Source organism: Klebsiella sp. RC2 (assembly GCF_014192815.1).
Taxonomy (GTDB): domain Bacteria; phylum Pseudomonadota; class Gammaproteobacteria; order Enterobacterales; family Enterobacteriaceae; genus Klebsiella; species Klebsiella variicola.
Genome location: NZ_JACHYL010000001.1, coordinates 957,026 through 976,453 on the forward strand (window position 1 = coordinate 957,026; position 19,428 = coordinate 976,453).

General features: G+C 59.1%; 14 protein-coding genes and 3 pseudogenes. 7 read left to right on the forward strand and 10 right to left on the reverse strand.

Annotated features, from left to right (window positions below; genetic code table 11):
• Positions 1 to 23 precede the first annotated feature (23 nt).
• Positions 24 to 933: pseudogene (locus FHW76_RS04495) on the reverse strand (LysR family transcriptional regulator).
• A 72-nt stretch (positions 934 to 1,005) separates the two neighbouring features.
• Here FHW76_RS04495 and FHW76_RS04500 point away from each other — a divergent pair.
• Complete coding sequence (locus FHW76_RS04500; RefSeq protein WP_183476273.1) at positions 1,006 to 2,295, forward strand: MFS transporter; 1,290 nt, start codon at positions 1,006 to 1,008, stop codon at positions 2,293 to 2,295.
• Between the two features lie 628 nt (positions 2,296 to 2,923).
• On the opposite strand, the pseudogene FHW76_RS04505 reads toward FHW76_RS04500, so the two are convergent.
• Together FHW76_RS04505 and FHW76_RS04510 are read right to left on the reverse strand one after the other, a co-directional pair.
• A pseudogene (locus FHW76_RS04505) lies at positions 2,924 to 3,136 on the reverse strand (IS5/IS1182 family transposase); the annotation flags it as partial.
• A 90-nt stretch (positions 3,137 to 3,226) separates the two neighbouring features.
• Entirely contained in the window at positions 3,227 to 4,132 is a 906-nt protein-coding gene (locus tag FHW76_RS04510) for a LysR family transcriptional regulator (RefSeq protein WP_008803817.1), read from the reverse strand.
• A 119-nt stretch (positions 4,133 to 4,251) separates the two neighbouring features.
• Here FHW76_RS04510 and mdlC point away from each other — a divergent pair, with 119 nt between their 5' ends.
• The 5 genes and pseudogenes from mdlC to FHW76_RS04535 all read left to right on the forward strand — a co-directional run bounded on the left by mdlC (position 4,252) and on the right by FHW76_RS04535 (position 10,057).
• The gene (gene mdlC / locus FHW76_RS04515; RefSeq protein ID WP_046881834.1) at positions 4,252 to 5,841 is read left to right on the forward strand and encodes a benzoylformate decarboxylase; all 1,590 of its coding nucleotides are present in this window, start codon (positions 4,252 to 4,254) and stop codon (positions 5,839 to 5,841) included.
• A gap of 70 nt (positions 5,842 to 5,911) precedes the next feature.
• Positions 5,912 to 7,246, forward strand: coding sequence for an aromatic acid/H+ symport family MFS transporter (locus tag FHW76_RS04520; RefSeq protein ID WP_183476276.1), 1,335 nt, complete (start codon positions 5,912 to 5,914; stop codon positions 7,244 to 7,246).
• A gap of 34 nt (positions 7,247 to 7,280) precedes the next feature.
• Complete coding sequence (locus FHW76_RS04525; protein ID WP_008803814.1) at positions 7,281 to 8,759, forward strand: aldehyde dehydrogenase family protein; 1,479 nt, start codon at positions 7,281 to 7,283, stop codon at positions 8,757 to 8,759.
• A 126-nt stretch (positions 8,760 to 8,885) separates the two neighbouring features.
• Positions 8,886 to 9,152: pseudogene (locus FHW76_RS26630) on the forward strand (OprD family outer membrane porin); the annotation flags it as partial.
• Entirely contained in the window at positions 9,149 to 10,057 is a 909-nt protein-coding gene (locus FHW76_RS04535; RefSeq protein WP_183476280.1) for a ketopantoate reductase family protein, read from the forward strand. The pseudogene FHW76_RS26630 and the gene FHW76_RS04535, both read left to right, overlap by 4 nt.
• Here FHW76_RS04535 and FHW76_RS04540 read toward each other — a convergent pair.
• The 3 genes from FHW76_RS04540 to guaB form a co-directional block, all read right to left on the reverse strand.
• Complete coding sequence (locus FHW76_RS04540; protein WP_101825796.1) at positions 10,054 to 10,212, reverse strand: helix-turn-helix domain-containing protein; 159 nt, start codon at positions 10,210 to 10,212, stop codon at positions 10,054 to 10,056. The two genes, FHW76_RS04535 and FHW76_RS04540, sit on opposite strands and share 4 nt — an antisense overlap.
• A gap of 330 nt (positions 10,213 to 10,542) precedes the next feature.
• The gene (gene guaA / locus FHW76_RS04545; protein WP_016161630.1) at positions 10,543 to 12,120 is read right to left on the reverse strand and encodes a glutamine-hydrolyzing GMP synthase; all 1,578 of its coding nucleotides are present in this window, start codon (positions 12,118 to 12,120) and stop codon (positions 10,543 to 10,545) included.
• 67 nt (positions 12,121 to 12,187) lie between these two features.
• Positions 12,188 to 13,654 (reverse strand): IMP dehydrogenase, encoded by a 1,467-nt coding sequence (gene guaB / locus FHW76_RS04550; protein ID WP_004151980.1) that lies wholly within the window; start codon positions 13,652 to 13,654, stop codon positions 12,188 to 12,190.
• A gap of 158 nt (positions 13,655 to 13,812) precedes the next feature.
• On the opposite strand from guaB, the gene xseA reads away from it, so the two are divergent.
• On the forward strand, positions 13,813 to 15,204 hold the full coding sequence (gene xseA / locus FHW76_RS04555) for an exodeoxyribonuclease VII large subunit (RefSeq protein WP_032755115.1): 1,392 nt from the start codon (positions 13,813 to 13,815) through the stop codon (positions 15,202 to 15,204).
• Here the strand turns inward: xseA and FHW76_RS04560 are convergent.
• From FHW76_RS04560 to bamB, 4 genes are all read right to left on the reverse strand, one after another.
• On the reverse strand, positions 15,188 to 15,406 hold the full coding sequence (locus FHW76_RS04560; protein ID WP_004201901.1) for a zinc ribbon domain-containing protein: 219 nt from the start codon (positions 15,404 to 15,406) through the stop codon (positions 15,188 to 15,190). The two genes, xseA and FHW76_RS04560, sit on opposite strands and share 17 nt — an antisense overlap.
• 49 nt (positions 15,407 to 15,455) lie before the next feature.
• Positions 15,456 to 16,535, reverse strand: coding sequence for a Gfo/Idh/MocA family oxidoreductase (locus FHW76_RS04565; RefSeq protein WP_183476283.1), 1,080 nt, complete (start codon positions 16,533 to 16,535; stop codon positions 15,456 to 15,458).
• 117 nt (positions 16,536 to 16,652) lie between these two features.
• Positions 16,653 to 18,131, reverse strand: a complete 1,479-nt coding sequence (der, locus tag FHW76_RS04570) for a ribosome biogenesis GTPase Der (protein WP_008803808.1) — start codon at positions 18,129 to 18,131, stop codon at positions 16,653 to 16,655.
• A gap of 113 nt (positions 18,132 to 18,244) precedes the next feature.
• Positions 18,245 to 19,423: an outer membrane protein assembly factor BamB gene (bamB, locus tag FHW76_RS04575; protein ID WP_008803807.1), complete on the reverse strand. Its 1,179-nt coding sequence runs from the start codon at positions 19,421 to 19,423 to the stop codon at positions 18,245 to 18,247.
• Positions 19,424 to 19,428: the final 5 nt, after the last annotated feature.

Below are 19,428 nucleotides of genomic sequence, written 5' to 3' on the forward strand. Positions count from 1 at the left end.
GTAATTTTGCCGTCGGCGATTTATCAGCGCACGGCATGCAGCAGGCGCAGCATTTCCGCGATACCTTTTGTCACAATTTTGTCCTGACGCATGACTACCGCCAGCTGTCGATATAGCCGCGGCGCCAGCGAGTGCACGCTTAATCCGTCGCGATCCTTCTCCTGCTCCACCGCCATGCGGGGCACGATGCTGTAGCCCAGCCCTGCCCGCACCATCCGTTTAATCGCCTCGATGCTGCCCAACTGCATCACCGGCGTGACCGCCACTCCCGCCGAGCGGAACCAGCGGTCAATCAGATCCCGGGTGCCGCTGCCGGCTTCGAAGGCAATGAGCGGCAGCGCCAGCAGTTCTGCAGGAGTATAATCCGCCAGCGTCCCCGTCTCGTGACTGGCATGGATAACCACGAACTCCTCGTCAACCACTGAGGTCACCGCCAGACTGCGCCCCTGTACGGGCAAGGTAACCAGCCCGAGATCGAGGCGATTTTCCTCCACCGCCCGGACGATATCCAGCGTGTTGCCGGTGGTCACCCCCACCGTCAACAGCGGATGCTGCTGACGAAGATGCTGCAGCAGCGGCGGGAGAAGATGAATGCAGGCCGTCGCGCCGGTCCCCAGCGTTACCGCCCCATTAACTTCCTGACTGAATACACTGACCGACTGCATTGCGCTATTCACCGCCCGATCGATCTGCTCGCTGTGGGCCAGCAGTGCCATTCCCGCCGCCGTCGCCTTGATCCCGCGGCCGGTACGCTCCAGCAAACGGGTCTGTAAAAACTGCTCCAGCTGACGCACCTGCAGGCTAACGGCAGGTTGGGAGATCCCCAGCGCGTCGGCGGCGGCAGAAAAGCTGCCGCGCTGTACGACCAGCCGGAAGGTCGCCAGGTTTCCCAGGTTCAGTGTTGTCATACAAAGTTTCTCTTATACCGCGCATAAGGTGGCCGCTCTGCCAGAACAATAGCCTGCCGGGTATGCTCAGGACAACTGCCTTAACGGAATGAAAACCATGGAAACACGCGCTATTCCCCGACGGCTCGCCTTCACCGCGGGCGGTCAGCAACTGATCAACTGGGGGATCTCTTTTTATATGCCCGGCACCTTTGCCGGGGCTATCGCCGCCGACAAAGGATGGTCCTTGCCGCAGATCTATCTCGGCCTGACGCTCGCCATGCTGATGATGGCCGCTGTTTCTCCGTTCGTTGCCAGGCTGCTGGCTCGCTTTGGCGGAAGGCTGGTGGTCACCAGCGGAACCTTACTGATAGCCGCCAGCTGCGCCATGATGGCCTGGCGCCCTTCGCTGGCCGGCTGGTACGGCGCCTGGCTGCTGACCGGCATCGGCATGCGGCTTTCGCTGTATGATGCGCTGTTCGCCGCAGTGGTGAATCTGTACGGTCAGCAGGCGCGGAAAACTATCTCTCATATCACTCTCGCTGGCGGTTTGGCCTCTGCCCTCTTCTGGCCGCTGGGCGAGGCGTTATTAACTATCATGCCCTGGCAGGATGCCCTGCGGATCTATGCGCTTTTTGGCCTGCTGAGCGCCTGTCTGAGTTATCAGTTGCCACGCCAGCGACTCAGTACATCGGTGAAAATGATAGCCCCAACGACGACAGCAGAGGGCGATCGGCGTAACGGAGTGCGTTACGCGATCTTTATTGCGCTGATCACCTTCATCTCCAACGGTACCTCCACCCATCTACCGGAGTTTATCAGCCATTTTGGTCTGCCGGTTGCCGTCGGTATGCTGTGGGGGTTCGGCCAGACCGGCGCCCGGCTGGGGGAAGTGCTGGCCGGTCCCCGGGTCACCCCACTCACGCTGACGCGTTTTACCGCGCTCGCCATGCCGCTCTGTTTTCTCCTTGGATTGAGCAGCACGGCTTATGCCGGATGCGCAGCCGGGTTTGTGCTGGGGTATGGCGCGATTAACGGGCTGGTGACGATTGTCAAAGCAACGCTACCGCTGGCGCTGTTTAGCGCAGAAAGCTATGCCAGCCGCACCGGTATCCTGCTAATCCCCGGGCAACTGATGGCGGCTGCCTCCCCCTTTGCCTACGCATGGCTGAACCACCGGCTGGGCATTATCGGCGGAATGTGGGTGTCCACCGGGTTAACGCTGATCGTTGCCGGACTGGCGCTGGCGATGGTGCGCGGGGCGGGCACGGTACAGCCGGGTAAACTTTCCGCGCTCCGCACGACGGCGGCAAAAAATGGGCCAGCTGAACATCTGCCGGAACCGCAAACGGGGAATTCACAGGGAAACCTCACCCTGCCAGATAACCTTCTGGGACGACGGGATTGAAGGGATGTCTAAAATAAAAAACCCTCTGTAAATACAGAGGGTTTTGTTTTATTCAGCTAACACCGGGGATGACTCCCACTCTATTATCAATAGCCCCGCACAGACCAGTAAATCCGAAGCCTACAAGGCACGAAAAACTTTAAAACCATGACAAATACCATAAAGGATCAACATCACTTTTGAGAGCCTGTCTGAACTGCCAACAGCGCTTGACGCTGCATCCAGTCTCTACGTAGTACGGCTCTGAGGACTGGGTATTGCATCTCACAAAACTTGACGACCTTGATCCGCTCGTCTCGCAATACCCTAAAGTCTTCTCGCAGTTCACACCATACGATCACCACTTGCGCTCCTGTGACATAAGCCCATCATGAACGGCCAGACGGTACGCTGCGTCTCGACACCGTTTCTATCCTGGTAAACGATAACGATCTTGCGACTTTCACGGCACCAGCGCCTAAGCCGCTGGTAATCAAGATTGCTGCGGTATGCTTCGTGGCGGGGCAAAGTAACGACAGCAGGGTCATCGATTAGGCGCTTTAAATCTTGCGATATTACGACTGCTACCTTTGCCAGAACGGAGAGAGCTGCGCGGGACAAATCCCTGTCGCCATTAGCGATCGCCCACGTAGCAGTAGCCAATGACCAGCATCCGCATCATCAACTTTGGGTCGATCGAGGAGCGTCCGATGGAGCTGTAGAAATCCGCAAGGTAGCTGAGTAGATCACGCAGATCCAGACACTGGTCGATACTGCGCAGGAGGTGTTGGACTGGGACATGGTCTTCCAGATTGAACGAGTAGAACAGGCGCCGCCGTCCACCCGGTAGCGGCCCCATCATGCTGTTCGTCCCCGCGTTCACCGACAGAGTGATTCTGCCGTCGGCACGGAGAGGTCGCTACTTTTTCAACAGAATCTGCCGGCAGCGGTCTTAAGGCTCACCAAGTGCAGCCTCAATCTGCTCGCAGAACCACTTCAGCGAAGTGGATTTTTCACTTCGCGAATGCCAGTGCAGGGTCACTTCGAAAGATGGTACCTCGAAAGGTAGATCGACGACTTTCAATGGCTTATCTCCTGGAAATTCGCAAAAGCTCCAGGCAATGCGATAGGGCAAGATAGTGATCATCTCGGTCCCGGGGATGATCTTTGGCAGTACCGAAAAATGTGGGATGCGTAGCCGCACTCGGCGCTCGACGGCCATTTTTTTCAGGACGTCTTCTACCATGCCATGGCCGGATGTTCGGGTGACAATTGCATGGGGTTCAGCGAGAAATTGCTGCATATTCATCTGCGTGCCAATACGTGGATGAGCGTCATCGACCAGGCAACAGTATTGCTCGCTCATCAGCCTTTGGTGGGTAATGCCGGCCCCCGGCAATATCTGACTACAGATAGCCGCGTCGATATGCCCATCGTTCAGCCATGTTGCGACCTGGTCGATCTCAAGCGGCACGATGTCAAGCTCGATACTGGGCGCCATCTGGTTGAGACGTTCGAGCACTCTTGGCAGCAACGCAATTTCGCCCAAATCAGACAAGGCAAGACGAAAACGTCGCTTTGAGGTTGATGGGGAAAATTTGCGTGCCTCGGAAACGGCATCATTGATGCTACGGCTGGCTTCCTTGAATCCCTCATAGAGCTGAGTAGCCAACCGCGTAGGTTGCATGCCTTGTTGGTTACGTACGAATAAGGCGTCATCGAACTGTTCCCTGAGTTTGGCCAATGCATAGCTCACTGATGGCTGAGTTACGCAGAGTCGCTCGGCAGCCACGGTGACACTCTGGGTTTCATAAAGCGTGACGAAAGTCGTGATCAGGTTGAGGTCGAAACCGGCCATTGGCTAATCTCCAGTTGTATATAGATAGTGTCTATGCGCTGAAGTCAAAGTATTTATTTGATCGATTTTAGTCATCTTTCTACAGTTGAACTACATTACATTTACTGAATATTAACTTTATGAAAACAATTCACTCCGCTGCATATGCGCTACTGCGCCGCCACGGCATGACCACCATCTTTGGCAACCCCGGCTCCAACGAACTGCCGTTCCTGAAGAGCTTCCCGGAAGACTTTCAGTACGTACTCGGCCTTCACGAAGGTGCGGTGGTGGGCATGGCCGACGGTTATGCGCTGGCCAGCGGCAAGCCGGCGTTCGTCAACCTGCATGCTGCGGCAGGCACGGGTAACGGTATGGGCGCGCTGACCAACTCCTGGTACTCGCACAGCCCCCTGGTGATCACCGCGGGTCAGCAAGTGCGACCGATGATCGGGGTAGAGGCCATGCTGGCCAACGTCGATGCTACGCAACTGCCCAAGCCGCTGGTGAAGTGGAGCTACGAGCCGGCCAACGCCCAGGACGTACCGCGTGCCCTGAGCCAGGCGATCCACTATGCGAACACCACGCCGAAAGCACCGGTGTACCTGTCGATTCCTTACGATGACTGGGATCAGCCTTCGGGCCCCGGCGTCGAGCACCTGATCGAGCGCGACGTGCAGACGGCCGGTACGCCAGACGCTCGGCAACTGCAGGTGCTGGTCCAGCAAGTGCAAGACGCTCGCAATCCGGTGCTGGTACTGGGCCCCGATGTCGATGCGACGCTGTCCAACGACCACGCAGTGGCTCTGGCTGACAAGCTGCGCATGCCCGTCTGGATCGCCCCGTCGGCGTCGCGCTGCCCGTTCCCTACCCGTCACCCCAGCTTCCGGGGCGTGCTGCCAGCGGCTATCGCTGGCATCAGCAAGACCCTGCAAGGCCATGACCTGATCATCGTGGTAGGTGCGCCGGTGTTCCGTTATCACCAGTTTGCCCCCGGTGATTACCTGCCGGTCGGGGCGCAACTGCTGCACATCACCTCCGATCCGCTAGAGGCTACACGAGCACCCATGGGCCATGCGCTGGTCGGCGACATCAGGGAAACCCTGCGCGTGCTGGCCGAAGAAGTCGTCCAGCAGTCCCGGCCGTATCCAGAAGCACTCGCTGCGCCTGAGTGTGTCACCGACGAGCCGCACCACCTGCACCCGGAAACGCTGTTCGATGTGCTCGATGCGGTCGCCCCGCACGATGCCATCTATGTCAAGGAATCGACCTCGACAACCACGGCATTCTGGCAGCGCATGAACCTGCGTCATCCAGGCAGCTATTACTTCCCGGCAGCGGGTGGCCTGGGCTTCGGCCTGCCGGCCGCCGTTGGCGTGCAGCTCGCCCAACCGCAGCGCCGAGTCGTCGCACTGATCGGTGATGGCTCTGCCAACTACGGCATCACCGCGCTCTGGACTGCCGCGCAATACCGGGTCCCCGTGGTGTTCATCATCCTCAAGAACGGCACCTACGGTGCCCTGCGCTGGTTTGCCGGGGTGCTCAAGGCCGAGGACTCCCCTGGTCTTGACGTTCCCGGCCTGGACTTCTGTGCCATTGCCAAAGGCTATGGGGTCAAGGCCGTACACACCGATACCCGGGACAGTTTCGAAGCGGCACTACGAACTGCGCTGGACGCCAATGAACCCACCGTCATTGAGGTGCCGACCCTGACCATCCAGCCTCACTGACCTCATGTGAACGTGGTCGCCGCCCGCGCCTCGCTCACTAATCTCGATAACAACAATAAGAGATACAACAATGACTCAACGACGTGCCTTGGATGTCGCGGGCTCCGCTCCGCTTGGAAAACTCCACTATACCCTACTGTTCTGGTGTTCCTTCATCATGCTGTTCGATGGCTATGACCTGGTCATCTACGGCTCTGTCGTGCCGCAATTGATGGAGCATTGGGCATTGACTCCGGTCATTGCCGGCTGGATGGGCAGTGCCGCGCTGTTCGGCATGATGTTCGGCGCTGTCGTCATCGGCCCGCTGGCAGATCGCCTGGGACGGCGCAAAGTTATTCTCAGCGCCATGACGCTGGCCAGTGTTTGCACGCTGGGTACCGCGTGGGCCTGGGATGCGGAGAGTTTCGCAACTCTGCGTTTCGTCACCGGCGTCGGGTTGGGCGGGGCGATCCCCAACATCGTCGCGTTGATGAATGACCTGACACCGAAAGCACGTCGCAGCCGAATGACCACCATCATGCTCAGCTTCTACTCGATCGGGGCAATTTTTTCGGCTCTGGTAGCCATGTTTATCATTCCTCGCTTTGGATGGGAGGCAACGTTTCTGGTGGGCGGCATCCCGCTGCTGTTCCTGCCGTGGATGTACCGCCAACTGCCCGAGTCGCTGAACTTCCTGCTGAAAAAGGACAAGGTCGCGGCCAGTGCGCTGCTCAAACGCATCGATCCCGCCGTCAACGCTGACCAGGTACGTTTCGATGCGCCCGTACGCACTTCGAGCGCGGCACCGTTGTCGCGTCTGTTCACCGAAGGACGTGGCGTGGGTACGGTGTTCCTGTGGCTGGGGTTTGGCATGTGCATGCTGATGGTCTATGGGCTCAATACCTGGCTGCCGAAGATCATGGTCGCCGGTGGCTTCCCGCTGGGTTCGAGCCTGATGTTCCTTGTGACCTTGAACATTGGCGCCACCTTCGGTGCCCTGGGTGGTGGCTGGCTCGCCGATCGCTGGGGCTGCAAGCCCACGTTGATACTGTTCTTCCTGCTGGCGGTGATCTCACTCTGCACGCTGGGTATCAAGCCTGGCCCGCTATTGCTCAACGCCATGTTGCTGATCGCCGGTGCCACCACCATCGGCACCCTGGCCGTCATCCATGCCTTCGCTGCACAGCAGTACCCGAGCGAGATCCGTGCGACGGGCGTGAGTTGGTGTTCGGCAATTGGCCGTTTCGGGGCCGTGGCTGGCCCGGCAATGGGCGGCCTGATGCTGAGCATAAACCTGCCACTGCAGCTCAATTTCATTCTCTGCGCGGTCCCCGGATTGGTGGCGATTTTCGCCATTGCCATGATCAAAAGAAGGGACGTTGCCAGCGTGGGCTTGAATGCCCAGCCGGCAGACACCCATCACTGAACAACGTGCCCAATACTGATAAAGGAGATATTCCGTGAGTCAAGTCAATCACACGCCGTATCGCGATCTTCACCTGCTGCCGATTGCCGGCGCATGGCGTGAAGGCAGTGCGCCGCAATCACTGCAGGTCAGCGATCCGTACAACGGAGAAACCCTGCTGCAGATCAAGCAGGCTACCCGCGATGACCTGGACGAAGCCTATCAGGCCGCGCAGCGCGCCCAGGTCGAGTGGGCGATGATAGGACCGGGGCAGCGCTCTGCCATCCTGCACCGTGCGGTGCAGATCTTCGATGAGCGTCGCGAGGAGATCATCGGCTGGATCATCCGCGAGTCGGGCAGTACCCGCATCAAGGCGCAAATCGAGTGGGGCGCTGCGCGCAGCATCACCCTTGAGTCAGCCTCTTTTCCGGCGCGGGTGCACGGGCGCATTCTGCCGTCCAACGTCCCGGGCAAGGAAAATCGCGTTTACCGAGAGCCGCTGGGTGTGGTGGGGGTGATCAGCCCATGGAACTTCCCGCTCCACCTCACCCAGCGTTCGGTGGCACCGGCATTGGCCCTGGGGAATGCCGTGGTGATCAAGCCCGCGAGCGATACCCCCGTGACGGGCGGCCTGCTGGCCGCGCGCATCTTCGAGGAAGCCGGCGTTCCGGCAGGCGTGATTAGCGTGCTGGTCGGCTCTGGTGCCGAGATTGGTGATGCGTTCGTCGAGCATCCGGTACCCAAATTCATCTCCTTCACGGGCTCGACCCCTGTGGGCGCCAACATTGGCCGTATCGCCAGCGGTGGCAAGCACCTCAAGCACGTGGCACTGGAGCTGGGCGGCAACAGCCCGTTCGTGGTGCTGGCCGATGCCGACCTGGAGCAGGCGGTAGCAGCGGCGGTGATGGGCAAGTTCCTGCACCAGGGGCAGATCTGCATGGCGATCAACCGCATCATCGTCGAGGACGCACTGTATGACCGCTTCGTCGAGCGCTATGCCGAAAGGGTCAAGGCGTTGAAGGTGGGCGACCCCAGCGAGCCGGATACCGTGGTCGGGCCGATCATCAACCGCAAGCAACTGGACACGTTGCTGAGCAAGGTGGCGCGGGCCAGGGAGGAGGGTGCCCGTCCTGTCGTCGAAGGTGACGTGCGTGGGCAACTGCTGCCGCCTCACGTGTTCGCCGATGTGACGGCAGAAATGGAGATCACCCGCGAGGAAATTTTCGGCCCGCTGGTCGGCATTCAGCGCGCGCGAGATGAGGCCCACGCGCTGGCGCTAGCGAACGACAGCGAGTTCGGGCTATCTAGCGCCGTGTTCACCGCCGACCTGGAGCGCGGCGCGCGTTTCGCGCGTCGAATCAAGGCTGGCATGACCCATGTGAACGACATTCCGGTCAACGACGAGGCGCACGCTCCCTTTGGCGGTGAGAAGAACTCGGGGCTGGGGCGTTTCAACGGTGAGTGGGCAATCGAGGAATTCACCACCGATCACTGGATCAGCGTGCAGATGACACCACGCAAATACCCGTTCTAGCACACTGGCGCAGGTCCCTTCCGGCTTGCGCCTGGTCCTGCGAATCCACTGACGCCGTGATTCTTCTGATTTCTACGGCCAGATCGAGGACATTTATCAGCAGCATTACCTGGACTTGTCCAACCGTCCGTCTTGTCGACCGGCTACTCGCTGCAGACCGAGTTGCGCCACTCCCAGAACCGTGAAGACGGCAAAGCGTTGTATGGCGATATCGACAACAAGAGTTACGGCGCCATGACCACCCTGACAATCGGCGGGCATGGCGTGGGTCAGCGGTGGTGCAATGCCTCAGGACATAGACGGCATTTATGTTTTGCCGGGTACGCATTTATTTGTGAGACAGAGAATGGCTTCCTGAAGTGGCCATTCATTTACTCGAAGGAGCAGCGATGAAAATTGCAATAGTGGGCGCAGGGGCGATGGGCGGACTGTTTGGTGCGCGCCTGGCCTTGGCTGGACAGGACGTGTCTTTCGTCGAGGCGTCGGAGACGACCATCGAGGTCATCTCTCGCCAGGGCTTGCGCCTGGAGACGCCTGACGTACAGGAAAGCGTCAGGGTGCCGATCTCTCGTGCACACCAAGTGACAGGCCACTTCGACCTGCTGGTGATCTTTACCAAGGGGTTTCATACCGCCGCCGCCATCGAGTCAGTGCGCCATCTGGTGGGGCCGCAGACTTGGGCGCTTTCGGTGCAGAACGGGCTGGGCAATGCCGAGCCCATCGCCCGCGTGGTTCCGGCCGAGCGCATCATCGTCGGCATGACCAACTTGCCGGCAGACCTTGTCGCGCCTGGCGTGGTGCACAGCCACGGCGAAGGGCACATCAATATCTGGGCAGGCAATGGTAAGGACAGCCCGACCGTGCACGAAATCGCGGCGAATTTTAGCCAGGCCGGTTTGCCGTGCGAGGCCGATCCGCAGGTGCAGGTGTCGATCTGGGAGAAGGTGGCGTTCAACGCAGCGCTCAATTCGGTTTGCGCGGTGACCCGCCGGACCGTGGGCGCGATCGGCCACGCTGAAGAAGGACGGCAGGTGACCTCCCGCATCGTCAGCGAAACCGTGGCGGTTGCCCAGGCTGCTGGCGTTGATGCTGATCAGCGGCGGGTTATCGCTGCTGTCGACTATGCCTTTCGCCATCACCAGCAGCACAAACCGTCGATGCTGCAGGATGTCGAGGCAGGTCGCAAAACCGAGATCGATTTCATCAATGGCGCGGTGGTCGAACGTGGCAAGCGCCTGGGCGTCGCCACTCCGGTGCTGGAGATGATGTTCAGCCTGGTGAAGTTGAGCGAAGGCTAGATTTCCCGGCGCTGAAGGCGAAACGCCTTTAGGGTCAGGTCCGTGGTGCGCTTGAAGAACCGTGAGAAGTAAGCCTGCTCGACGAACCCCAGGCTGTCGGCGACCTGGCCAACCGTCAACGAGGTGTAGATCAGGTTGCCCTTGGCTTCGGGCATGATGCGCTGGTGTTCCCTGAAGTACTTTCGATCAGCAGCGTCAGGTTTTCCAGATACTGCAGGCCGCGCTCCCTGGGCTTGGCGGCCAACTGGTAGCACTCTCGTGAGCGCCGTGAAATCCACACCAGCAAGGTGACCCTGGCACTGTTTTCAGGGAGGAGATCAAAATTCAAAACCAGAGAGTACCATCAACAATTCCATTGAAAAAACCGTGCTTCCCGTTGCTAACAGCTGCCAGAAAGTGCCAGACATAAAGACAAAAAAGCCCGCAGTTACGCGGGCTTAGAGTACTTTACTGCTTTTACGTGCAGGCTGTTGCCAGACGCGAAATCATTCCCACTCAATCGTTGCTGGCGGCTTACCGCTGATGTCATACACCACGCGGGAGATACCGTTCACTTCATTGATGATACGGTTAGAGACGCGGCCGAGGAAATCATACGGCAGGTGCGCCCAGTGCGCGGTCATAAAGTCGATGGTTTCCACCGCACGCAGGGAAACGACCCAGTCGTATTTACGGCCATCGCCCATTACGCCGACGGAGCGCACCGGCAGGAACACGGTAAACGCCTGGCTCACTTTGTTGTACAAATCAGCTTTGTGCAGCTCTTCGATGAAGATAGCGTCCGCACGACGCAGCAGGTCGCAGTACTCTTTCTTCACTTCGCCCAGTACGCGCACGCCGAGGCCCGGGCCCGGGAACGGGTGACGGTAGAGCATATCGTACGGCAGGCCCAGTTCCAGACCGATCTTACGCACTTCGTCTTTGAACAGCTCACGCAGCGGCTCAACCAGCCCCATCTTCATCTCTTTCGGCAGGCCGCCCACGTTGTGGTGAGATTTGATGACGTGCGCTTTACCGGTAGCGGAAGCGGCAGATTCGATAACGTCAGGGTAGATGGTACCCTGCGCCAGCCATTTGACGTCGTCCAGCTTCAGCGCTTCTTCGTCGAACACTTCCACGAAGACGCGGCCGATGATTTTACGTTTCGCTTCCGGATCGTTCTCGCCTTTCAGCGCGTCGAGGAAGCGCTGCTCGCCTTCAACGTGAACAATGTTCAGGCCAAAGTGGTCGCCAAACATGTCCATCACCTGCTGCGCTTCATTCAGACGCAGGAGACCGTTATCCACGAATACGCAGGTCAGGTTTTTGCCGATGGCGCGGTGCAGCAACATCGCGGTCACCGAAGAGTCCACGCCGCCGGAGAGGCCAAGGATCACTTTGTCATCGCCAACCTGCTGGCGGATACGCTCGACGGCGTCGTCGATGATTTTCGCCGGGGTCCACAGGGCTTCACACTGGCAGATGTCGCGCACGAAGCGCTCCAGCATACGCATACCCTGACGGGTGTGGGTGACTTCCGGGTGGAACTGCACGCCGTAGAAGCGTTTTTCTTCATTGGCCATGATGGCGAACGGGCAGCTATCGGTGCTGGCAACGGTGACGAAGTCCGCCGGGATCGCGGTAACTTTGTCGCCGTGGCTCATCCACACGTCCAGCAACGGTTTGCCGTCCGCGGTCAGGGAGTCTTCGATACCGCGCACCAGCGCGCTGTCGTTAACCACTTCAACCTGCGCGTAGCCAAACTCACGCTCGTTAGAACCTTCCACATGGCCGCCCAGCTGCATCGCCATGGTCTGCATGCCGTAGCAGACGCCAAATACCGGCACGCCGGCTTCAAACACATACTGCGGCGCGCGCGGGCTGTTCTCTTCGGTAGTACTTTCCGGGCCGCCGGAAAGAATGATGCCGCTTGGATTGAATTCGCGGATCTGTGCTTCTGTGACATCCCACGCCCACAGCTCACAGTAGACGCCCAGCTCACGCACGCGACGCGCCACCAGCTGAGTATACTGAGAGCCGAAGTCGAGGATGAGAATGCGATGTTTATGAATGTTTTCCGTCATTGACGCTAATTCCGAGGCAAGTGAAACAGAGTAAATAAATCGCCCGACGCTAGGTCGGGCGAAGAAATCAGGAGCCCAGACGGTAGTTCGGGGACTCTTTGGTGATGGTCACGTCGTGAACGTGGCTTTCCTGAATGCCCGCACCGCTGATGCGTACGAATTCAGCTTTGGTACGCAGCAGGTCAATGGTACCACAGCCGGTCAGACCCATACAGGAACGCAGACCGCCCATCTGCTGGTGAATGATTTCTTTCAGGCGACCTTTATAGGCCACGCGGCCTTCGATACCTTCCGGCACCAGTTTGTCAGCGGCGTTATCGCTCTGGAAGTAGCGGTCAGAGGAGCCTTTAGACATCGCGCCAAGAGAGCCCATGCCGCGGTAAGATTTGTAAGAACGGCCCTGGTAGAGTTCGATTTCACCCGGGGATTCTTCGGTACCCGCCAGCATAGAGCCGACCATCACCGCGGCCGCGCCGGCAGCGATGGCTTTGGCGATATCGCCGGAGAAACGGATACCGCCGTCAGCGATAACCGGAATACCGGTCCCTTCCAGCGCTTCCACCGCGTCGGAAACGGCGGTGATCTGCGGCACGCCCACACCGGTGACGATACGGGTCGTACAGATGGAGCCCGGGCCGATACCCACTTTCACCGCGCTGCAACCGGCTTCCGCCAGCGCGCGCGCGCCTGCACCGGTGGCCACGTTGCCGCCGATGATCTGCAGGTCCGGGTATTTCGCGCGGGTTTCACGAATGCGCTGCAGGACGCCTTCAGAATGACCGTGCGAGGAGTCGATCAGCAGAACGTCAACGCCCGCGGCTACCAGCGCGTCTACGCGCTCTTCGTTGCCGGCACCAGCGCCGACCGCCGCGCCTACGCGCAGACGTCCCTGCTCATCTTTACAGGCATTCGGTTTACGTTCTGCTTTCTGGAAATCTTTAACGGTGATCATGCCGCGCAGGTGGAAGCTCTCATCCACGACCAGCGCCTTCTCAACGCGTTTTTCATGCATCTTAGCGAAGACCACCTCGCGGCTTTCGCCTTCACGTACGGTAACCAGGCGCTCTTTCGGGGTCATATAGACGCTGACCGGCTGGTTCAAATCGGTGACGAAACGCACGTCGCGGCCAGTGATGATACCGACCAGCTCGTTCTCTTCGGTAACCACCGGGTAGCCGGCGAAGCCGTTACGCTCGGTCAGCTCTTTCACTTCACGCAGGGTGGTGGTTGGCAGAACGGTCTGCGGGTCGGTGACCACGCCGGACTCATGTTTCTTCACGCGACGAACTTCTTCCGCCTGGCGCTCGATGGACATGTTTTTGTGAATAAAGCCGATGCCGCCTTCCTGTGCCAGGGCAATAGCCAGACGCGCTTCCGTTACGGTATCCATGGCTGCGGAGAGCATAGGAATATTCAGACGAATGGTTTTCGTCAGCTGAGTGCTGAGATCGGCAGTATTCGGCAGAACGGTAGAATGAGCGGGAACGAGGAGGACGTCGTCAAACGTCAGGGCTTCTTTAGCGATACGTAGCATGGGCAATATCTCGACCAGGGTGGATAAATATTGCCGTGGCATTATACAGAGCGTAACCGATTGCATCTACCCTTTTTTGCAAATAATACTTGCCATCCCCTCTGAGCGCGTTACTATCGACTGAATAACCTGCTGATTTAAAGTTTGATCTTGCTCACATGTTACCCTCTCAATCCCCCGCAATTTTTACCGTAAGCCGCCTCAATCAGACGGTGCGTCTGCTGCTTGAGCGCGAAATGGGCCAGGTTTGGATCAGCGGCGAGATCTCTAACTTCAGCCAGCCTTCTTCCGGCCACTGGTACTTCACCTTAAAAGACGATAACGCCCAGGTGCGCTGCGCGATGTTCCGCAACAGCAACCGCCGGGTGACGTTTCGCCCACAGCACGGGCAGCAGGTGCTGGTTCGCGCCAACATCACCCTGTATGAGCCGCGCGGCGACTACCAGATTATTGTCGAAAGCATGCAACCCGCCGGCGAAGGGTTATTACAGCAGAAGTATGAGCAGCTCAAAGCACAGTTAACGGCGGAAGGACTGTTCGAGCAAAAACATAAGCAGGCGCTCCCCTCACCCGCCCACTGCGTCGGCGTCATCACCTCGAAAACCGGTGCGGCGCTGCACGATATTCTCCATGTTCTCAGGCGCCGCGATCCCGGGCTGCCGGTGATCATCTACCCAACCGCGGTCCAGGGTGACGACGCCCCCGGGCAGATTGTGCGCGCCATCGCGCTGGCCAACGCGCGCCAGGAGTGTGACGTACTGATTGTCGGACGCGGCGGCGGTTCGCTGGAGGATCTGTGGAGTTTTAACGATGAACGGGTGGCACGGGCTATTTTCGCCAGCCAGATCCCTATCGTTAGCGCCGTCGGCCATGAAACCGACGTCACGATCGCCGATTTTGTTGCCGACCTGCGAGCACCGACTCCCTCAGCCGCCGCGGAGATCGTCAGCCGCAATCAGCAGGAGCTGCTGCGCCAGCTGCAGTCCGGACAGCAGCGTCTGGAGATGGCGATGGACTATTTCCTCGCCAGTCGCCAGCGCCGTTTTACCCAGCTGTTCCATCGCCTGCAGCAACAGCATCCGCAGCTGCGCTTGGCCCGCCAGCAGACCGCCCTGGAACGCCTGAGCCAGCGGATGCGCATCGCCGTGGAATCGCAGCTTAAGCGCGCCGAACAGCGGCAAAAGCGCACCGTTCAACGTCTGGATCACTACAACCCGCAGCCACGGATCCACCGGGCGCAATCGCGGATCCAGCAGCTGGAATACCGGCTGGCGGAAAATATGCGTGGCCGCCTCAGCGAGCGGCGTGAACGGTTTGGCAACGCGGTGACCCATCTGGAGGCGGTGAGTCCCTTAGCCACTCTGGCGCGCGGCTACAGCGTCACCTCGGTGAGCGACGGTACGGTGCTGAAACAGACGAAACAGGTCAAAACCGGCGATCTGCTCACCACCCGACTGAAAGACGGCTGGGTCGAAAGCGAAGTGAAGCAGATCGCGCCGGTGAAAAAAACGCGGGCCAGAAAGCCTTCACCCGCTAAACCAGCGGAATAAATTCCACCCGTTTTTTCGAGATCAGGCCATGCCCATGCTGGCAAAAGTAATCCACCGCGCCGCACGCCTTGAGCACCTCCAGCGGCTGGTGGCATTCCGGGCAGCGGGCCTCGAGGGCAAATACCCTTTCGCACTGGGCGCAATGCGCGCTGCTGCCTTTGACATCTAACGGCGCGTGGCACAGAGGGCAATCAAGTTCCATAACCATTCCTTTCAACGTTTATCTGCACCTATTTTATCATGTTCCGGGTTTAATGAGGGCCGCGTAATTGCTGCTGTAGCCGGAGCAGCCATTCCACTTCCTCAAGCCGACGTCGCGTCAACCCGGCCACGCTGTCGGGCGCCCGGATAAACAGATTATCCGCGCCGAGGATCTGCTCATCGAGGCAGTGCGAATAGATCGTCCCGGGGCGGGTCCAGCGCTGGATCCGCTCGCCGTCGTGCAGCGTCACCATTTCGCCCTCAGGGGAGCGGTCGAGGATGAGGATTCGCCCGTCCCGCAGCCCTATCCGCATTCCCTTTTGCCCGCCTGCGGGGCCCGCGTATTTGTTTAGCCAGATATTGAGCGGGATAGTGCCCAGGGTTCCCTGCAGATGCGCCTCCCCCTCTGCGGTGACCGTATCCCCAGGGGCGATGCCATGGCCGAGGCGGTCTTTCGCCACCCGAAGGGAAAGGCTCAGCGCCGTATCGCTTCCGCTGGCGTGCAGGGTTTCGCGGAGCATCGCCAGGACATGGGTGCCGATATCAAGGATCACCCCATCAGGGTGACGCAGCTGCCGGGTATCCAGCTCCCCGGTGGCAAAATTGAGCGCGACCGGCTCTCCGGCAGCGTTAAAGCCGCTTGGCTCCTGTAAATAGCCTTCGAGCCAGACGATATCCTGCGTTGACAGGTGCGGCGGCGGCTGGCGGCTGGCCTCCCCTTCCGCCCGCCACCGTGGGCCAGGAGCGTTCAGCGCAACGCCTCGCGCCATCCAGTGGTCAAGAGCCAGCACCCGCGCGGCCTGCTCAGGCGGCGCCAGCAGCGCCCGCAGCCGGGCGGCCTGCTCAAGGTTGGCCACGATCGGCTTTTCCACCACGATGCGGGAAATGCCGCTGGCTAACGCTCTCTCCAGCACGGGCAGATGCTGAAGTGATGAGGTGGTAATGAAGAGCGTATCCAGAGGTTCGGCCAGCAGTGCCGACAGCGAACTACAGCGCTGGATCCCCGGCAGCGCTCTGCTGCAGTCCAGGTCATAGCCCTGGCAGCGGTCGATGATGTTTCCCAGGCGACGCAGCGCCGGTAAATAGGCGGTTTCCACCACCGCGCCGAGGCCGATAAAACCAATCTGCATAGTAAGTCCACCTTTGAGCCGCTCTGTTCCCCGCGAAGTATCGCGGGATTATGGCGGAAGGTTTTGACATTTACCGGCATGGCGGCCACAAAAAACCCGCCGAAGCGGGTTTGATGATTATTTGCTTTTCTTGATGTGCTTGATCAAGCGCTTACGTTTACGCATCTGGTTCGGCGTCAGGGTGTTGCGCTTGTTGGCGAACGGGTTTTCCCCTTCCTTGAACTGGATCCGGATTGGCGTACCCATCACGTCCAGGGATTTACGGAAGTAGTTCATCAGGTAGCGCTTGTAGGAATCCGGCAGATCCTTCACCTGGTTACCGTGGATCACCACGATAGGCGGGTTGTAGCCCCCGGCGTGGGCATATTTCAGCTTCACGCGACGGCCACGCACCAGCGGTGGCTGATGATCTTCCGCCGCCATGTTCATGATCCGGGTCAGCATCGCGGTGCTTACGCGGCGGGTGGCGCTGTCATAGGCTTCGCGTACCGATTCAAACAGGTTGCCGACGCCGCTGCCGTGCAGGGCGGAGATGAAGTGCACCCGGGCAAAGTCGATAAAGCCCAGACGATAGTCGAGGGTCTCCTTCACCTGCTCCTTCACTTCCTGACTCAGGCCATCCCACTTGTTGACAACGATCACCAGCGAACGACCGCTGTTGAGGATAAAGCCCAGCAGCGAGAGGTCCTGATCGGAGATCCCTTCGCGAGCATCGATCACCAGCAGCACGACGTTGGCGTCTTCAATCGCCTGCAGCGTTTTGATCACCGAGAACTTTTCCACGACGTCGGTGATTTTCCCGCGCTTACGTACCCCGGCGGTATCGATGAGCACATATTCACGCTCGTCACGCTGCATCGGGATGTAAATACTGTCGCGGGTGGTGCCCGGCATATCGTAAACCACCACGCGATCTTCACCGAGGATGCGGTTGGTGAGGGTTGATTTACCGACGTTAGGGCGTCCAACAATCGCCAGCTTGATCGGCAGATCCTGCGGATTGAAGTCGTCCTCCGGCTCTTCTTCCGCTTCACCATTCTGCTCGGCTTCGAATTTTGCCCAGTATTCGGCGTCTTCATCCACCTCTTCCTGCGGGCTGATCTCATCCACCCATGGCAGCAGGGCCTGCTCCAGCAGGCTGGTCACGCCGCGGCCGTGCGAAGCAGCGATAGGATAGATATCACCCAGGCCTAAGGACCAGAAGTCCGCCATCGCCTGGTCGACATCGATGCCGTCGGTTTTATTGGCCACCAGGAAGGTGGGCTTTTCACGAGAGCGCAGATGTTTAGCGATGGCGATGTCCGCCGGCATCAGGCCTGCGCGCGCATCGACCATAAACAGCACCACATCGGCCTCTTCGATAGCCAACAGCGACTGCTCCGCCATCCGGGTTTCCACGCCCTCTTCCGTACCATCAATACCACCGGTATCGATACAGATGAATTCGCGGCCTTCGACTTCGGCCCGACCGTACTTACGGTCACGAGTCAGCCCCGGGAAATCCGCAACCAGCGCATCACGAGTGCGCGTCAGGCGGTTAAAGAGCGTGGATTTTCCAACGTTAGGGCGCCCGACAAGCGCGACCACAGGTATCATGTTAAATGCCTCATACAATCACTAAGCAACATCGTCTTAACGACGTTTTTAAAAAAGTCAAAACGGCCCCTGTCTGCCAGGGGCCGTTTCTTAATCATTCACGACAGCGGTAATTAACGCGTAATCGCGTACAGCGTACCGTCTTTCGCCTGGATCAGCAGTCGACCATCTGCAACCACCGGATCGGTCAGGAAGCCGGAACTATCGACTTTCTGCTGTGCCACAAAATGGCCATCTTCCGGATTCACCCAGTGCATGTAGCCTTCGCTATCACCGACGACCAGATTGCCATTATACAACACCGGCGCGGTCAGCAAACGGTGCAGCAGATCGCTTTGCGTCCACAGGGTCACACCACCATCGGTGGTCAGTGCCAGCAGGCGATCGTTCTGGTCAACCAGGTAGATACGGTTACCATCGACGATGAAATCATTCACCGAACCCAGCTCGCGTTTCCACATAATCTGTCCGCTACGCAGGTCCAGCGCGGTCAGGTTACCGTTATAAGCCAGCGCATAAACCACACCGTTAACGATGATCGGCGTCGTGTCGACATCGTTCAGGCGGTCAATTTCCGTCGGGCCGGTGGCCGTAGAAATACGCTGCTGCCAAATCATCTGCCCCTGCTGCATCAATACTGCACTGACGCGGCCGTTGTCGCCGCCGACGATCGCCGCGCCATAAGCGGTCGCAGGCGCAGACTCGCCGCGCAGGGAGAGTGCCGGCATATCGAGGTTAACGGTCCACTTCACGGCACCATCGGTCTCATTCAACGCCTGCAGCTGGCCGTTACTGGTATGCACCAGCACCATGCCATCGCTCACCACCGGACGCGACAGCGCCTCGCCAGCAACGCGGGTTTGCCAGGCAACGGTACCATCGCTGGTATTCAGCGCATACAGCTGCGCTTTCTCACTGCCAATATAAACATGGCCGCCAGAGACGGTCACACCGCCGGAAAGCAGCGCTGGCACGCGCGAGAACCAGCCATCTTTCTCCGCCAGGTTCACAGACCACACCTCTTTGCCGTCGTCCGCGTTCAGCGCTTTGACGGTGCCTTTACGGTCAGCAGCATACACTACGCCGTCGGCGAAGGCCGGATGAAGGTTAGAGTAAAATTCGCCGATACCATCGCCAACCGAGGTGCTCCAGGACGTGGACGGCGTAAACTGGTTTTCTACCGTCGGCAGCGGTGACATTTTCACCACATCTTCTTCGCTATTAAACAGCGAACACCCGCTCAGCAAGGTAACGGAAAGCAGCCCTGGCAAAAGTAATTTACGCAATTGCATCGAGT

Excerpts from the sequence above, each read along its gene's own strand:
- FHW76_RS04500 (WP_183476273.1), top strand. The coding sequence starts at position 1,006 with ATGGAAACACGCGCTATTCCCCGACGGCTCGCCTTCACCGCGGGCGGT.
- FHW76_RS04510 (WP_008803817.1), bottom strand. The coding sequence starts at position 4,132 with ATGGCCGGTTTCGACCTCAACCTGATCACGACTTTCGTCACGCTTTAT.
- mdlC (WP_046881834.1), top strand. The coding sequence starts at position 4,252 with ATGAAAACAATTCACTCCGCTGCATATGCGCTACTGCGCCGCCACGGC.
- FHW76_RS04520 (WP_183476276.1), top strand. The coding sequence starts at position 5,912 with ATGACTCAACGACGTGCCTTGGATGTCGCGGGCTCCGCTCCGCTTGGA.
- FHW76_RS04535 (WP_183476280.1), top strand. The coding sequence starts at position 9,149 with ATGAAAATTGCAATAGTGGGCGCAGGGGCGATGGGCGGACTGTTTGGT.
- FHW76_RS04540 (WP_101825796.1), bottom strand. The coding sequence starts at position 10,212 with ATGCCCGAAGCCAAGGGCAACCTGATCTACACCTCGTTGACGGTTGGC.
- guaA (WP_016161630.1), bottom strand. The coding sequence starts at position 12,120 with ATGACGGAAAACATTCATAAACATCGCATTCTCATCCTCGACTTCGGC.
- guaB (WP_004151980.1), bottom strand. The coding sequence starts at position 13,654 with ATGCTACGTATCGCTAAAGAAGCCCTGACGTTTGACGACGTCCTCCTC.
- xseA (WP_032755115.1), top strand. The coding sequence starts at position 13,813 with ATGTTACCCTCTCAATCCCCCGCAATTTTTACCGTAAGCCGCCTCAAT.
- FHW76_RS04560 (WP_004201901.1), bottom strand. The coding sequence starts at position 15,406 with ATGGAACTTGATTGCCCTCTGTGCCACGCGCCGTTAGATGTCAAAGGC.
- FHW76_RS04565 (WP_183476283.1), bottom strand. The coding sequence starts at position 16,535 with ATGCAGATTGGTTTTATCGGCCTCGGCGCGGTGGTGGAAACCGCCTAT.
- der (WP_008803808.1), bottom strand. The coding sequence starts at position 18,131 with ATGATACCTGTGGTCGCGCTTGTCGGGCGCCCTAACGTTGGAAAATCC.
- bamB (WP_008803807.1), bottom strand. The coding sequence starts at position 19,423 with ATGCAATTGCGTAAATTACTTTTGCCAGGGCTGCTTTCCGTTACCTTG.